Annotated in this window: 14 protein-coding genes and 1 pseudogene; 14 read left to right on the top strand and 1 reads right to left on the bottom strand. The window is 61.8% G+C overall.

What is annotated here, in order from left to right:
* Positions 1-108: 108 nt before the first annotated feature.
* The gene (locus NKH33_RS14320; protein WP_352920160.1) at positions 109-336 is read left to right on the top strand and encodes a hypothetical protein; all 228 of its coding nucleotides are present in this window, start codon (positions 109-111) and stop codon (positions 334-336) included.
* A gap of 377 nt (positions 337-713) precedes the next feature.
* Here the strand turns inward: NKH33_RS14320 and NKH33_RS14315 are convergent, their stop codons facing one another.
* Positions 714-1,541 (bottom strand): class I SAM-dependent methyltransferase, encoded by an 828-nt coding sequence (locus tag NKH33_RS14315; protein WP_352920157.1) that lies wholly within the window; start codon positions 1,539-1,541, stop codon positions 714-716.
* Between the two features lie 375 nt (positions 1,542-1,916).
* Here NKH33_RS14315 and NKH33_RS14310 point away from each other — a divergent pair, with 375 nt between their 5' ends.
* The 13 genes and pseudogenes from NKH33_RS14310 to NKH33_RS14250 all read left to right on the top strand — a co-directional run bounded on the left by NKH33_RS14310 (position 1,917) and on the right by NKH33_RS14250 (position 13,984).
* Positions 1,917-2,321, top strand: coding sequence for a hypothetical protein (locus NKH33_RS14310; protein ID WP_352920154.1), 405 nt, complete (start codon positions 1,917-1,919; stop codon positions 2,319-2,321).
* A gap of 3 nt (positions 2,322-2,324) precedes the next feature.
* Positions 2,325-2,723 carry a hypothetical protein gene (locus NKH33_RS14305; RefSeq protein WP_352920151.1) on the top strand — a complete coding sequence of 133 codons (399 nt, stop codon included), beginning with the start codon at positions 2,325-2,327 and terminating at the stop codon, positions 2,721-2,723.
* Positions 2,689-3,318: pseudogene (locus NKH33_RS14300) on the top strand (terminase large subunit domain-containing protein); the annotation flags it as partial. The gene NKH33_RS14305 and the pseudogene NKH33_RS14300, both read left to right, overlap by 35 nt.
* A gap of 189 nt (positions 3,319-3,507) precedes the next feature.
* The gene (locus NKH33_RS14295; protein ID WP_502896439.1) at positions 3,508-4,404 is read left to right on the top strand and encodes a phage terminase large subunit family protein; all 897 of its coding nucleotides are present in this window, start codon (positions 3,508-3,510) and stop codon (positions 4,402-4,404) included.
* An 81-nt stretch (positions 4,405-4,485) separates the two neighbouring features.
* A complete protein-coding gene (locus NKH33_RS14290) occupies positions 4,486-5,577 on the top strand; it encodes a methyltransferase (RefSeq protein WP_352541145.1) in 1,092 nt (363 codons plus the stop codon).
* A 36-nt stretch (positions 5,578-5,613) separates the two neighbouring features.
* Entirely contained in the window at positions 5,614-5,865 is a 252-nt protein-coding gene (locus tag NKH33_RS14285) for a hypothetical protein (protein ID WP_352920147.1), read from the top strand.
* 437 nt (positions 5,866-6,302) lie between these two features.
* Complete coding sequence (locus NKH33_RS14280) at positions 6,303-6,845, top strand: hypothetical protein (protein ID WP_352920145.1); 543 nt, start codon at positions 6,303-6,305, stop codon at positions 6,843-6,845.
* Positions 6,781-6,975, top strand: coding sequence for a hypothetical protein (locus NKH33_RS14275; protein WP_352816928.1), 195 nt, complete (start codon positions 6,781-6,783; stop codon positions 6,973-6,975). The genes NKH33_RS14280 and NKH33_RS14275 overlap by 65 nt, the downstream gene beginning before the upstream one ends.
* A 285-nt stretch (positions 6,976-7,260) precedes the next feature.
* Positions 7,261-8,424, top strand: a complete 1,164-nt coding sequence (locus tag NKH33_RS14270) for an acyltransferase family protein (protein WP_352920142.1) — start codon at positions 7,261-7,263, stop codon at positions 8,422-8,424.
* 180 nt (positions 8,425-8,604) lie between these two features.
* Positions 8,605-10,347, top strand: a complete 1,743-nt coding sequence (locus tag NKH33_RS14265; RefSeq protein WP_352920140.1) for a portal protein — start codon at positions 8,605-8,607, stop codon at positions 10,345-10,347.
* On the top strand, positions 10,344-10,664 hold the full coding sequence (locus NKH33_RS14260; RefSeq protein WP_352816921.1) for a Bbp19 family protein: 321 nt from the start codon (positions 10,344-10,346) through the stop codon (positions 10,662-10,664). Before NKH33_RS14265 ends, NKH33_RS14260 begins: the two co-directional genes overlap by 4 nt.
* A gap of 293 nt (positions 10,665-10,957) precedes the next feature.
* On the top strand, positions 10,958-13,543 hold the full coding sequence (locus NKH33_RS14255) for a hypothetical protein (protein WP_352920138.1): 2,586 nt from the start codon (positions 10,958-10,960) through the stop codon (positions 13,541-13,543).
* A gap of 3 nt (positions 13,544-13,546) precedes the next feature.
* Complete coding sequence (locus NKH33_RS14250; RefSeq protein WP_352501181.1) at positions 13,547-13,984, top strand: hypothetical protein; 438 nt, start codon at positions 13,547-13,549, stop codon at positions 13,982-13,984.
* Positions 13,985-14,575 lie beyond the last annotated feature (591 nt).

Genomic DNA, 14,575 nt, shown 5'->3' with positions numbered 1-14,575 from the left:
CTTTTGCTCCCATTGGCTGGGGTTCAAACGCGCGAATGCCTGTTCTGATCCGCGGCTGCGGCTGCTCGTCGGCCGGTGAGATGCCTCGGCAAATGGAGGAAGCGCCAATTGCCGACGCTGCGTTCGCGCCCACAAAGTGGCTGGCGGGTAACGCGAGGCGCCGAAGAGAAATTCGGTTTTTTGTCGCCGCGCCACATTTTGTTCTTGCTTTGTGCCGGCAGCTATGCTACTAATTTGGGTATGGTGCCAATTGGCTCCAACGACCCGCCCGCCGAGGCGGGTTTTTGTTTTTCAGGCTTCTTTTCGATCGAACGTTGCTTGTGTTGCCGGCTGTGAAGTCGGCGGGACAGCGCTCGGGACAGTACCCCCTCTGGCCTGCCGGCCATCTCCCCCTCAAGTGGGGAGATTGGCGGTTTCGGCGCTGCGCTCTTCCTGCAACGTTGGAGATTGGCGAAAGCCGGCGCGAAAGCCGATTTCCCCCCAAGTGGGGGAGATGTCCGGCGGGACAGAGGGGGGCGCGAAGGAATGCAGCCTAGCGGTCTTCTTGGAAGGTCAATCGGGAGGCGGACAAGGCGAGGCGCTGAACGGAATTCGCATTTTTCTGCCGCCGCGCGCCACATTTTGTTCTTGCTTTGTGCCGGCAGCTATGCTACTAATCTGGGTATGGTGCCAATTGGCTCCAACGACCCGCCCGCCGAGGCGGTTTTTTTGTTTCAGGCCGGTTTGGAGACGATCACGGCGAGCGACGCGAGTTTTCCGTCACTCAGGCTTCGGATGTAGTTGCGGCGGCGCTGCAGGAATTCCGCGCCCATGACGACTTCATTTGCCTGCTGCTGCGCCGGCGAGGGCACGATGCCGGAATTGGCTCTCTTCAGCGCCAGCTCAACATGTTCGCCGGTTTCGTCGACGATTTCGTCGATGCGAAATCCGGCATCGACAAACAGGGTTTTCAATTTTTCCCGATCGGCGAGGTGGCTGGTCGCCGCAGAAACCGCCCAGGGCATGGGATAGTAGGGCTCGCCGCCGGCGAGCACGGCTTCGGTCCAGATCAGCCTGCCTCGCGGTTTCAGCACGCGCCAGGCCTCGTCGATGACCGAGGCTTTGTTCTCGATGTTCATGCCCACATAGAAGCAGATCGCCGCATCGAAGGTGCTGTCGCCAAAAGGCAGTTTCGTTGCGTCGGCCTGATGGAAGCGAACTTTGTCTGCCAGTCCGCTGAGTGCGGTCAGTCGGCTCGACGCGGCGACAAAGGCTGGTGTCAGGTCGATGCCGTCGACCTCGCAGCCATAGGCCGAGGCCAGAAACCTTGCCGGCCCGCCAATGCCGCTGCCGATATCCAGGATTCGATCTGTCGGCGAAGGAGCAAGACGGGCCGCATGCTCCTGCGTGGCGGTCAGCTCGCGGCCATGGAACTGATCGAACGGATAGAGTTGCGCGGCCGCGAGTTTGCCGGCCGGGTCGGCGTCCGGGATCGCGGCCAATATGCGATCGACGATGCCGTCGCTGCCCTCGCTGCCGTAGTGACTGGTGACATTGCCCATGACGCGTTCCCCTCAAGCGCAACCACCATCCCATCAACGCAAGTCTCACGCAATGCCCCGCCTTTTTCGCCCCTCTTTCCATCCGTTCACCGACGGGGATGCGAGGTCGGCAGCGCATTTTTCTGCCGCCGCGCCACATTTTGTTCTTGCTTTGTGCCGGCAGCTATGCTACTAATTTCGGTATGGTGCTAATTGGCTCCAACGACCCGCCCGTCGAGGCGGGTTTTTCATTTCGGGCTCCTGTTCGACCGAATGTTGCGTGTGCTGCCGAGGTATGTCGGCGCGAATGAACGCGACCGACTATCCCGGTCCGCAATCACCTATCGTCCATAGATTTCCCAACGCGCCCGTGCGCCCACTTCAGAGAACATCCCCATGTCCAACCGTTACGCCACCATCATCACCGACGATGACGGCCGCGAGGTCGTCAGCGCCATTGGCGAGTTTGCCGGCGCCGCACCCTACGCACGCCATGGCCGCTTCGAGCAGGTCGCCGCCGGCGTGCGGATCGGCATGGTGCGCGGCGGTACCGTCGATGCGGTCGGCGGCTTCGGCTTCCCGTCGGAAGCACTCGACGGCAACGCGGTGGCAATTCTCAGGGCAAGGCTGAACGCCTTGCCTGACGCCGCTGCGATGAAGCCCGGCACGACGACTGATGCGAAACCCGCAAGCCAGCCGCGGAAGCCGAAGTCGGCACGCGCCGGCAAGAAGGCCAGGCCGCGCAGGCGCATCGTGCGGCCAGGCAACAAGAAGCCGATGTCCGCCGGGACGGCGGAGTAGGGCATGGCCAAGGCTCCTTCTACCGGCGATCCGCAGCCGCACGATCAAGCACCCGGCAGCCGAACCAGGCGGCCGAAGAAGACGCTGGCTGACGGCTTTCTCGAAGCGATCCGCGCTGATTTTCGCGCCCATGGCGCCGGCGTCATCGCCGAGGTGCGCGCCGAAAAGCCCGATCAGTATCTGAAGCTCGTGCTGTCGGTGCTGCCCAAGGATATTAGTGTCAACATCAACAATCTGGATGCATTGAGCGATGACGAAATCAGGCAGCGCATCCGCGGCCTCGAAGCCGTCCTTAGGCCGTTCCTCGAGAAGCCGGGCTTCGCAAAAGGCCTCGCAGAGCCGGGCGGCAAGGACGGAATATCTCAGCCTGCTGGCGGAGCTGGACCGCAGGCGCCGCACTAACCAGCTTGCCGCCTATCGGCCCTATCCCCGGCAGGCCGAGTTCCACGCCGCTGGAGCTACCAATCGCGAGCGCCTGTTCATGGCCGGCAACCAGCTCGGCAAGACCAGGGCCGGCGGCGCCGAGTGGGCGATGCATCTCACCGGCCGCTATCCAGATTGGTGGCAAGGCAAGGTTTTCGATTGTCCGGTTCGGATGTGGGCGGCCGGCGTCACCGGCGAAAGCACGCGCGACAACCCGCAGCGCATCCTGATCGGCCCGCCGCAGCAGCAGGCGGCCTGGGGCACCGGCATGATCCCGGCCGACGCCCTCGTCAGCACGATGGCGGGGCGGGCGCCGGGCGCGCTCGACAGCGTCGTGGTGCGCTGGGGCGGCGGCGGCGACGTCCAGGCCGGCGAATCGGTGCTGTCGTTCAAGAGCTACGAGAAGGGCCGCGAGAAATGGCAGGGCGAAACACTGCACGGCGTCTGGTTCGACGAGGAACCGCCGCTCGACATCTATTCCGAAGGGCTGACCCGCACCAACGCCACCGGCGGCATCACCATCGTCACCTTCACGCCGCTGCTCGGCATGAGCGATGTGGTGCTGCTGTTCTTGTCTGCGGGGGAGGTGGGAGGGATGGGGAGGGGGTGAGGCAAGTTCAGGAAAGAAGCATTCGCTCTTCTCATCCGTTGCGTTCCTTCGCGCCCCCCTCTGTCCTGCCGGACATCTCCCCCACGAGGGGGGAGATTGGCAATTTCACCGGCCGCGCTTTGCAGTCGACGTTGGAGGTTGGCGAAAGCTGGAGTGGCATCCGATCTCCCCCCTTGTGGGGGAGATGTCCGGCAGGACAGAGAGGGGCGCTGTCCCGCCATCGGAAAGTTCTTTGTCAAACAGCACCATACGTCCAGCGCCTGCCACCACGATTCAATGCCGCGAGGGCGCACAATGACCCGCCACGTCACCTTCATGACCATCGACGATGCCGGGCATTATACGCCGCAGCAGCGCGCCGAGATCATTGCCGCCTATCCGGCGCATGAGCGTGAGGCGCGGGCCAAGGGCATTCCGGTGCTCGGCTCCGGCCGCATCTTTCCGGTGGCCGAGGAGCTGATCGCCTGCGAGCCGTTCCCGCTGCCGCGCTATTGGCCGCGGCTCGGGGCCCTCGATTTCGGCTGGGACCATCCCTCGGCGGCGGTCGAGCTCGCCTGGGATACGGAGGCCGATGTCGTCTATGTCACAAAGGCCTGCCGGGCTTCGCAGCAGACGCCCGCCATGCAGGCGCTGACCTTGAAACCATGGGGCGAATGGCTGCCTTGGGCATGGCCGCGCGACGGCCGCCGCGAGACGCTGGAAGGTGCCGGCACCGCACTGGCGAAGCAATATTCCGCACACGGGCTGAACATGCTCGCCAGCCATGCGCAGTTCGCCGACGGTTCGGTCTCGGTCGAAGCCGGGCTGATGGAGATGCTCGACCGCATGCATTCAGGCCGCTTCAAGGTGTTTGCGACGCTTTTGCCGTGGTTCGAGGAGTTCCGGCTCTATCACCGCAGGGACGGCCAGGTGGTGAAGCTGCGCGACGATTTGATGGCGGCGACCCGCTACGGCGTGATGATGCTGAGGGAGGCGCAGGTCGACCCGGCGGTGTTCAAGGCCGCGCGGCGCAAGGCCGGGCAGGCCGATCCGCTGGGGGCGTTTCGGTGAGGAAAATCGGGAGGGAGGCAATGCGCTCCGGCTCCGATTGGAAAACTGTAGTGAACGTCCGTGGACGTGGTGTAGCATCGAATGATCCCGCTCAAGGGACGCATCGGCGTGGCCTCACGGGGGCGTTCGCCGATAGGGGAGGCTCAGATGCAAGACGGAATTTCTCCAGACCACATACTGCAAATTGGCTTTGGGTTCTGGCCAGCCAAGACATTGTTGAGCGCCGTGGAACTGGGACTCTTCTCGCTGCTTGCGGACGGCCCCAAAACGGGCCTCGAACTGCAAGGCGCGATGGGGCTGCATCCGCGCGCAACGTATGATTTTCTCGACACCCTCGTCGCGCTCGGATTGCTGCAGAGGGACGGCGCCGGTGAAACCGGCAAATACGGCAATACGCCATCGACCGCGCTGTTCCTGGTCAAGCGGAGCCCCCAATACATCGGTGGAATCCTTGAGATGGCGAACGCACGACTGTATCGGTTCTGGGGCGATCTCACACCGGCATTGCAAACCGGAAAGCCTCAAAACGAGATCAAGGAGACAGGCAAGTCGATGTTCGGCGAGCTCTATGCGGACCCGGCGCGCCTGGAGCAGTTCATGGACGCGATGAGCGGCATCTCCATGGGCAATTTCACGGCGTTTGCCGAGAAATTCGACTTTTCCAAATATAAGACGCTGGCCGATATAGGCGGCGCAACCGGGCAGCTTTCGGCCATCGTCGCGGCGCGGCATCCGCATATGCAATGCCGGACGTGCGATCTCGCCGATGTGCAGCCGATCGCCGAACGGCGCTTGAGGGAGCGCAATCTCGGCGGCCGGGTCATCGCCGAGACGATCGACTTTTTCGCGGACGAATTCCCCAAGGCGGACATCATCACGATGGGAATGATCCTTCACGACTGGAATCTCGAGAACAAGAAAATGCTGATCGCCAAGGCCTACCGTGCATTGCCGACCGGTGGCGCGCTGGTCGCCATCGAGAACATCATCGACGACGAACGCAGGCAAAACGGCTTCGGTCTCATGATGTCGCTGAACATGCTGATCGAATTTGGCGAGGCGTTTGACTTCACCGGCGCCCAGTTCACCGAGTGGTGCAAAGAGGCAGGGTTTAGTCGCTGCGAGATTATTCCGTTGGCGGGACCTGCAAGCGCAGCAGTGGCTTACAAGTAGAGGCTTGGCACCCGCGCGCAGTTCGCCGGCGGTTCGGTGGCGGTCGGGCCGATGCTTGGCCGCATGCAATCAAGCCGCTTCAAGATGGTTTCGACGCTTTTGCCCTGGTTCGAGGAGTTCCGTCTCTATCATCGCAGGGACGGCCAAGTGGTGAAGCTGCGCCACGATCTGATGGCCGCGACCCGCTACGGCGTGATGATGCTGAGGGAGGCGCAGGTCGACCCGGCGATGTTCAAGGCCGCGCGGCGGAAGGCTGGGCAGAGCGATCCGCTGGGGGCGTTTCGGTGAGGAAGTGCCGAAAAGCTTAGCCGGGCTCCTTAGCCCATTCGCCGCCGCTGCCATGATAGGTCTCTGCGGAGAGCAAGAAAACCTGTGCGCAGGTCGTGCACCGAAAGCGGTAACGAAGCAGATCGTCCCATGGTCCATCCGGGTTGAGATCCGAAAACGGGATGACACTCGACATAGGACCACCCGGTACTTCCTGCAGAATACCGTCGCGTATGGCCTCTTTGGCCATCGTGATCGCCGCCGCGAGACGACCGGTGCTAAAGATCGTACGGGTCTCCTCGATCGGCGCGCAGTTACTACAAGTCATGCGCTTGTTCCCATAGGTACATCCACAAGTCACAGGCCAAGGAAATCCAGACGGCAAAGAGAGTCAATCTAGCTTGGCGCCTCGTTTCCCTAGGGCTCTCCGCTTCGCAGCGTGCCGGAAGTGACCCAACATGATCCTCCGCATCATTCCCGCCACTTTGCGCGACCTCTCCTACATCGCTGCCAACCTCCGGCTCGAGGACCGCGCCGAGATCGATTGCCAGTTCGACCACTGGTCGCCGGCGCTGCTGGCGTTGACGGCGCTGCAGGGGTTTGCCTATGTCGCCGAGCTCGACGGCAATCCGGAGGCCGGCTTCGGCGCTGCCGAGCAGCGCAGCGGGCTGTGGATCGCCTGGAGCTGGGGCACGCGCCGCATGAGGCGCTGCGTCCCTGGGATTACGGAATTCTTTCAGGCCGTGCTCGGGCCTGAAGTTGCCGCGCGCGGCGCCTGGCGTGTCGAGGCCCGCGCCTTGGCGGCCAATCAACTAGCGCTGCGCTGGCTTGCCCGGCTGGGCGCGACGCAACGCTGCCGCCTGCCGGGCTATGGCCGGAACGGCGAGGATTTTCTGCTCTACGACTGGACAAGAGCCTCTCACTTTGGAGAAAACCATGTGCCTTTTTCAAAAGCCGCCGGCGCTGAAGCCGTTGCCGCCGACACCGACCATTGCCGATAAGGACGTGCAGGCGCGCGAAGCCGCCTTGCGGGCCCAGCTTGCGGCCAATGATGGCACCGCCGGAACCGTGAAGACCGATTTGTCGCCCAGTGAGCTCACCGGCCAGCGCCGCGTGCTGCTGGGGGTGTGACATGGGCGCCATGAGAAGAGTGTTCCGCAACCGGGTGCTGGCTTGGTGGTACTGGCGCCGGCACGCGCGGTTGGTGAAGAAGAGGTAGACGGGAGCTTGCCTGCCGGGATCGCGTAAGCCGCGATCCTTCGCGCCCCGGGTGTTCAAGTGCATGCCTCTACAATTGCCCTCAGATGTTCCGCCTTTTCCGTAACAACCGAGCGCAAATCGTGTTCCTTCCGCACGGTTGACATTCCTCCCTCAGCCGCCATGCTGCATTGCAACATGGCCATCGAGGAGTTCGGCATGACAGAAGCCGGGTCATCGCGCATCGAGTGCCTGGACGGGCTTCGGGCGCTCGCCGCGATCTGGGTACTCATCGGGCACTGCTTGTTGTTGACCGGCTGGCAGATTCCTATTCTTGGCGAACCGGACCTCGGCGTCGATCTGTTCATCATGCTGTCCGGCTTCCTGATGGTGTTCCATTACCAGCTGCGCCAGGACAACGAGCCCTGGCAAAGGCCGGAAACCTGGCTGAAATTCTGGACCCGCCGCTACTTCAGGATAGCGCCGCTGTTCTACGTCATGCTGTTCGTTGCCCTGGCGCTTGGCCCCTATCTCTACGGGTCGAGAATGGTCATCGACGAGTTCCTGCTGAGGTCGCCGCAGGCGCCCGAGCGTTATCTCGACAGCGGCCTGAAGAATATCGGCGCCCATCTGCTGTTCCTGTTCGGCCTGGTGCCGAATTTCGCCTATCGCACGCCGCTGCCCGACTGGAGCCTGGGCTTGGAGATGCAGTTCTACGCGCTGTTTCCGGCCATCATGCTGCTGGTGCGCAGGCTTGACTGGCTATGGGCGGCCATCCTGACCGCCGCGATCGGCAGCGCGATGGTGTTCTTGATGGGGCAGTTGTCGGTGCATTTTCCGATGCCGTCGTTCCTGCCGTTGAAGATGCAGATTTTCCTGTGCGGGATGCTGCTGGCGGGTGTCGTCCATCAAAGGCAGAAGCGGCCCTTCGTGCATCTGGCACTGGCCATGCTGCTGGCGGCGCTGCCCTTCGGCGGCGGCTATGGGCTGGGCAAGCTGTTGATGCGCGAAGCGCTCGTCCTGGGGTTCTTTGCCCTGGTTCTCTACCGGATGCTGCCGGGAATGGCGGGCATCGTGGCCAGAAAGATCGCCATGACGCTCGCCAACAGGTTCTTTCATTTGATGGGTGAGCTTTCCTTCAGCATCTATTTGATCCATCTGCTGGTTCTCCAGCCGGTGGCGGCTCTGGTCATCACCCAGTTCGGTCACGAATTGTCGTCGCCGCTGCGCTTCGCGGTCGTCACTGTCGTCGTCTTGCCGGTGGTGTGCCTGCTGTCCTGGATCACCTATACGCTGATCGAAGTGCCCGGCCAGAAGATGGGCCGTTTCGTGGTGCAGCGCTTTGGGCGCAAAGCCGCGCTGGAGACGACGCCGGCGGAATAAGGCGCTGCCGATCTCCCCCCTTGAGGGGGAGATGTCGCCGAAGGCGACAGAGGGGGTCGCCGATCCACGCGAGACGACCCCATCTGTCCTACCGGACATCTCCCCCTCAAGTGGGGAGATTGGCAGTTTCGACGTCCCGCCATCTTTCTTTTCCCATTCATCCATCAAGCGAGGCTGACCATGAGCGATTCCCGTGCTCGCGATATTCTATCGCGACAGGCTGAACTGGAGAGCGAGCGCAGCCAATACGAGCATGTCTGGGAGGCGGTGTCCGAATTCTGCGATCCCGATGCTCCCGACATGTGGAGCGGCCGCCGCCACGCGGGCACGGACTCGCAGGCCGAGCGGCAGGAGCGGCGCGGTGCGCGTGTCTACGCCAACACCATCAACTCGGCCGCCAACCGGCTGGCCGCCGGGCTGGAAAGCCTGATCATTCCGCAGTCGGAGAAATGGCATGGGTTGTCGACCGCGGCCATCAACGACGAGGAGACCGACGAGGAAAAGGAATGGGCGGAAGCGCTGCGCGATTTCCTTTTCTCGCTGCGCTACTCCGCCAATTCGAACTTCGTGCCGGCAACGCAGGCCTGCCTGCGCAATGTCGTGCGCTACGGCCCGGCCTATCTCTATGCCGAGGAAGGTTTTGGCGGCACGCTGATCCGCTATGCCTCGATCCCGGTGGTCGAGGGCTATCTCTCGCGCAACCGCTGGGGCCAGGTCGACATTTTCCACCGCCGCTACGAGCGCACGGCAAGACAGGCCGCGCAACTGCTCGGCTATGACAGACTGCCGGCGCGGATCAAAATCCTGGTCGACGACCCCGCCAAATGCGAGACGAAGATCTCGCTGATCCAGTGCATCCAGCCGCGCGACGAGCGCAAGATGTACAGCTTGAGTGGCTCCTACCAGTATCTCGATACGGCGTTCGCTTCCTATCACGTCATCGAGGACGAGGAGGCGGTCGTCAGGGAAAGCGGTTTTCGCTCGTTCCCGGTGTCGTGCTTCAACTGGCGCCGCTACGAGGGCGATCCGTACGGCATCTCGCCGACCATCGAGGCGCTGACGACGGTGCGCGAGGAGAACGCCGTGCGGCGCTCCGGCCTGCGCGCGCTGCAGCAGATCACCGATCCGGCGACGGCCTCCAAGGCAAGGCTAGACTATGTGCCGGTGCTCAATCCCGGCGAGAACTATCCCGGGCTGATCGACGATGCCGGCCGGCCGCTGATCGCGCCGATCGCCACCGGCCAGAACCCGACCTATGCGTTCAATTATGCCGACAGCCGGGCCGAGGAGATCCGCGACATGATGTTCGTCAATCTGTTCCAGACGCTGGTACAGAACCCGCAGATGACGGCGACCGAAGCCTTGATCCGGCAGGAGGAGAAGGGCGCGCTGCTCGGGCCGTCCGGTTCGATCATCCAGGCCGGCTTTGCCTCTAATCTCGACCGCGAGCTGGGCATTCTCGAGGACAAGGGACTTTACGAGGAAGATAGCCGCTTCCTGCCGCCGGCGAGCCTTGCCGGCAAGGCGCTGCGGCCGACCTTCACCGGTCCGCTCGACGTGCTGCGCCGTTCGGCCGAGGCGCGCGACACCATCCAGGTTGTCACCACGGCCATGCAGATGGCGCAGTTCGACCCCGGCGTGATGGACAATATCGACGGCGACGAGGCGCTGAAGATCGTTCAGGGCGCCGGCCGCAGCCCGCAGCGCATTTTTCGCCGCCAGGACGAGGTGGCCGGCATCCGCGATGCCAGAGCCAAGGCTCAAGCTGAACAGGCCGGCATGGCGGCGATGGCTGCCGCCGGCAAGGTCGCCAGGGATGCCGTGCCGGCGGCAGTGCAGGCGCGCGACAGCGGCCTGCTCGATGGGCTCGGCGGGCTGATGCCGCAGGATGTGCAAGATGCTTCGGGCGGGCAGGGCGCATGAGCCAAAAACGCTTCGCCCATTCCAGCCAGGCCGGCGGCCCGGCCAAGGCGCGGGATGCCCTGGCCAAGGCCTATCTCAGGGTGTTCTCGGGCCAGGACGGCGAAATGGTGCTGGCCGACCTGGCGGCCGCAACCGGCTATTACCGCCGCCCATCCTATGGCGAGTGGCTGGCCAAGACCAAGACGCCGAACGGCTTCGAGCTGCACAGCGCGCTGAGCAACGCGCGGGCCGAAGTGGTGCAGCATATTATGGGGTTTTTGACGCTGGACGAGGCGCAACTGGCGGCACTGGAGAAGGCGGCGAGGGCGGAGGCGTAGGGGCTTAGGAGCGCCGGCCTTGCAGGGGTCACGGCCCGCTCCGGCCGATCATTCCGGCGACCTCGGCCAGTTCACAGCAGGATCACCATAGGTTGCCGCGGCCAATCCCCGTTTAGCCGACGCCCGTCGGCTTTGAGCATCATTAATGTCGGCCAATTCCTCATTGGCGACCTCTCCAAAATTCATGACCCGACGAAGGCGGCAGGACCCGGCCGGATCGCCGGTGCGGCGCCCGACCGCGCGGTGATCTTCGGCAGTTCGAGTCTGCGGGCTCCTTGGGCAAGGAATATTAAATGGCGACTATACCTCTCCAGCTTGCTCAGCGCCGGCTCGATACCGGCAATGTGCTCTCCTATCCCGAAGGGTCGCCGATCGGCAGGGCGATGCAGGGTTTTGGCGACGAGCTCTCTGCGGTCGCAGAGCGCTATCAGCAGCAGAAGCAGCAGCAGGAAGCGTTCGACGCTGAACTCGCGCGGCGTCGGTTCAACGGCCAGATCGCGCAGGCGGAAGACGAGGTGGTGGCGAATGCGCCGGCCGATGGCGGAGGCCTGCATGACACGATGTACGGCCAGGTCGATCCGCGCACCGGCCTCGTCACCAAGCCTGGCCTGTTCGACACGCTGTTCGACGACGCCTTGCCGAAAATACCCGAGAGTCAGCGCACCGCTTTCGCCAGGCAGAAGGAGGCCATGCGCGAGGCCGGCTCACTACGCATGGCTGCGAGGCAGCTTCAGCGGCGCGACGAATATGAGCAGGCCGAGTGGACCAAGGTCGATAACATCTCAACCAGTGCCATCGCGCAAAGCAACCCGAAGGACACCGAGAACTTCGAGGCGATCCGGCAGAACGGCTTTGACCTGATCGCCAAACTCCGCAACCCGCTTGCCCGACAAGCGGCGGAAGTCGCCTGGCGCAGCAATACGGCCAAGGCGCTGGTTCAAGCGATGATCGCCCAGGATCCGAAGCGGGCTGCCGAGATGTTGGGTGCTGCGCAGGCTGGAAGCCGAACCAAGGACGACACCGCCGCGGCCCTGGGTGGCTCCAGCGCCTTTGGTGCGCCCAATGCGGCGGCAGCGAAGGGTGACCGCGTCGGCAAGCAGACGCCTGATGAAAGGGTGGCGCAGGCGTTCAGGGACGACCTTCCGCAACAGGAACAGGCAGCGCTGATCCGACAGGCGCAGGCGGCCAACACTGCTCAGCAGGTTGAGCTTCGCACCAACATCGGTCTCGCCGAGCAGAACGCGCCGGACGCCATCGCACGGACTGGCGCTTATTCCGGCAAGATGCCTGGCCGGGACGCCTTCAGGATCGCCTATGGGCTCGACAAGGGCGACAAACGCTTCCGAGATTTCGACTGGCGAGCCGATGTCGGTGGGCAGGTTTTCGGGATGCGCACCATGCCGAACCAAGCGATCCATGCGGCGCTACGCGACCCCGATTCCGGGCCGAACGGTACGCAGGAAGACCAGACGCGCCGTCAGGCGACCGCTGCCGCGGTAGGGCTGGTCATGAACCACAGGCGAACCGATGCCGGAGGCTACGTCAGGGAGGTGTTTCCCAATGTCGATGCCGCCTGGAAAGCCGTGATCGGCGGCGGGCTTGAGGATCCAAACGGCTATGACAAGGACGCCTATGACAAAGCGATAGCCATGTCGGTCGCCGCGCAAGAACATTTGGGTATTGAGAACCCTCAGCCCGTGCCGCTGTCCATTATCCGTGATCTCTCCGACAATTATGACAGCGCGAGCATGTACCAGCAGGACATAAACGCGAAAGTAAGCACGCTGCTTGCCGGAACGTCCGGCCCTGCCGCTCGAGCAGGCGTGGCCCGGCAACTGGCGGATGCCGATCTGGCCTGGATTATACCGGTTGAGTCTGGCTACAAGGCCCCTTCGACGCTTTTGGTGTTGGCATCAGAGGGGAAAGCCCTTGGCAAGGTAGTTGCCAATGCGGGGATCGCCCTGGCCAATGTAAATGATTGGGTTGCCTACGGCATGGCCGGAGGAACGATCAGCCCTCCAGATTACAAGGATGCCTACTACGAGCCGTCGAACCGCGACGAAAATCTGATGATGCATCAGGGATCTGACGCATTGGGCTGGTCGATACCGTCGCCCGCGTTTGGTCGAGCCGCTGTTGCCGAGAAAGGAATCCCGCAAGCAATTGAGTTGGTCGGTTCCGGGGCGGCAGGGCATGCAGAACGATCCATAGGCAGTCTGGAAGCCGCACCAAGTTCCAAGGTTGCTCCCGGTCAGCTTGAGAAGCTAGGTGCTGGCGAAGGCACTGCGCCAGCCATGCCGGCGAATGCACAGCCGGAGGATTTCACCAAACTACCCAGGACGTCGCTTGATGCCGCTGGAGAACTTCCGATCGCTGACTCCAACGCCCTCTCTGGCGTTACGACGCCCAGCCCCGTGCAAGGCGGACACCAGACGACCCGTTCGCCTCGGAAGTCAAAATTGGACCGCGAGATGATCGCCGCAGTGGCGAGCGAGCTGTTTGCCAGAGACCCTAGTCGCGTAGAGCATCCCGGTGCAAAATTTGGCGAGGCGACTACAAATAATTATCGGAAAGCGTATGCTCAGGCGAACCCCGACGTGAACATCGAGGATGTAGTAATTCATCATCCGGCTGAGCAGCAATTACTTAAGAGGCTTCTAAATTTCCTATCGAAGAAAAAGATCAATTCGATAGAAAATCTCCGCGGGATCCCTAAGGATTTAAACGATATTCTGCATCTTGTTATCATTAGGGGCGAAAATGACAAATTCTATGAAAAGTACCCGTATCCAACGGAGCAGCAGATTCTGGATCATTCTACAATGATGGATAAGAAATATGGCCATCATTTCGTGCCGCCTGTCGGAAAATATAGGTGAAAAATGGATTATTATTATGTAGAGCCATTTGTTGCTGGTGATTTTGGCAAAAATACGGTTCTCGATAACCGCGTTCACCCGCCGATTGTGCACAAACTTCACTACGAGATTGACGTTTGGATAGGTGATGTCCTGATAAGGAGTTTTCCCTGTTATCTTGTCACCAAAGAAGCCGAGCTGGAGCTGCTGAAGATGCGAGTTTCAGGGGCGACGTTTGCCGACGTCGAGGTTACTGCTTCGGAGTTGTTTCATCGGCTGCAGCCAGAAACAGAACTTCCAACCTTCGTCTGGATGAAGATCCATGGGCAGCCAGGACATGATGACTTCGGCATGGCTTCGAACCACACGCTTGTTGTTTCAGAGCGGGCGCTAGACGTGTTTGAGCGCCTCGGCAATGAGTCGGCCGGGATTCATTCATTCGACGAGCCGGAAAAGGATTGAATGATCCTAGTGACTTCGCACGTCAGAGATTTAGCTGATGGACTGCAAAACCTGAACGCGAATAGCCATCGGTTCTGCGGGCATCAATTCTGCAAGGTGCAGTCCAAATACCACGTGTTCAGATATGTTGGAGTTTGTAGCGTGACCCGCGCCTTGGTCGGAGGACCTTCAATATTTGCTGTCCTCATAACGAAGGTGTCGAGCATAAATGTCGTGCTGTCAAATGCAGCGATCTGATATACGTTTCGTCGGAAGATATCGTATTTCGTTGACGATGGTTTGAACGTGCCCGATTTGCTGGTTACAATGAAGTGATCGGCAAATTCTTGGATATCAAATTTCCTGGCCTTGTTAGCTGCGACGAATCCCGAGTCATCTGATGACGGTATGTCGGACCATGTGTGGAAGTCGCTTACTGAACATATGAAGACGTCGCCATCTTTTGAGTTCACTGGCTCCATTGCAGTTGTGTGCGTCAAGTTCTGCAAAATGGCGTGGCATTGCGGTGACGTCGGCGTGTCCGCCGCGCAGCCCCCGTGTTTAGCGGAGCGGCGGACACATGACGGTGCTCAGGCGGCCAAGGCCCTCAGG

Origin of the sequence: Mesorhizobium sp. M1182 (assembly GCF_040318335.1) — a bacterium.
Classification (GTDB): domain Bacteria; phylum Pseudomonadota; class Alphaproteobacteria; order Rhizobiales; family Rhizobiaceae; genus Mesorhizobium.
Note: the sequence above shows the minus strand (reverse complement) of the source record. Positions and strands in the feature narration are given on the sequence as shown.

What these genes read in the sequence shown, in the direction of transcription:
- NKH33_RS14265 (WP_352920140.1), top strand. Translation starts at nt 8,605, where the DNA reads ATGAGCGATTCCCGTGCTCGCGATATTCTATCGCGACAGGCTGAACTG.
- NKH33_RS14270 (WP_352920142.1), top strand. Translation starts at nt 7,261, where the DNA reads ATGACAGAAGCCGGGTCATCGCGCATCGAGTGCCTGGACGGGCTTCGG.
- NKH33_RS14315 (WP_352920157.1), bottom strand. Translation starts at nt 1,541, where the DNA reads ATGGGCAATGTCACCAGTCACTACGGCAGCGAGGGCAGCGACGGCATC.
- NKH33_RS14280 (WP_352920145.1), top strand. Translation starts at nt 6,303, where the DNA reads ATGATCCTCCGCATCATTCCCGCCACTTTGCGCGACCTCTCCTACATC.
- NKH33_RS14250 (WP_352501181.1), top strand. Translation starts at nt 13,547, where the DNA reads ATGGATTATTATTATGTAGAGCCATTTGTTGCTGGTGATTTTGGCAAA.
- NKH33_RS14305 (WP_352920151.1), top strand. Translation starts at nt 2,325, where the DNA reads ATGGCCAAGGCTCCTTCTACCGGCGATCCGCAGCCGCACGATCAAGCA.
- NKH33_RS14310 (WP_352920154.1), top strand. Translation starts at nt 1,917, where the DNA reads ATGTCCAACCGTTACGCCACCATCATCACCGACGATGACGGCCGCGAG.
- NKH33_RS14275 (WP_352816928.1), top strand. Translation starts at nt 6,781, where the DNA reads ATGTGCCTTTTTCAAAAGCCGCCGGCGCTGAAGCCGTTGCCGCCGACA.
- NKH33_RS14260 (WP_352816921.1), top strand. Translation starts at nt 10,344, where the DNA reads ATGAGCCAAAAACGCTTCGCCCATTCCAGCCAGGCCGGCGGCCCGGCC.
- NKH33_RS14255 (WP_352920138.1), top strand. Translation starts at nt 10,958, where the DNA reads ATGGCGACTATACCTCTCCAGCTTGCTCAGCGCCGGCTCGATACCGGC.
- NKH33_RS14290 (WP_352541145.1), top strand. Translation starts at nt 4,486, where the DNA reads ATGATCCCGCTCAAGGGACGCATCGGCGTGGCCTCACGGGGGCGTTCG.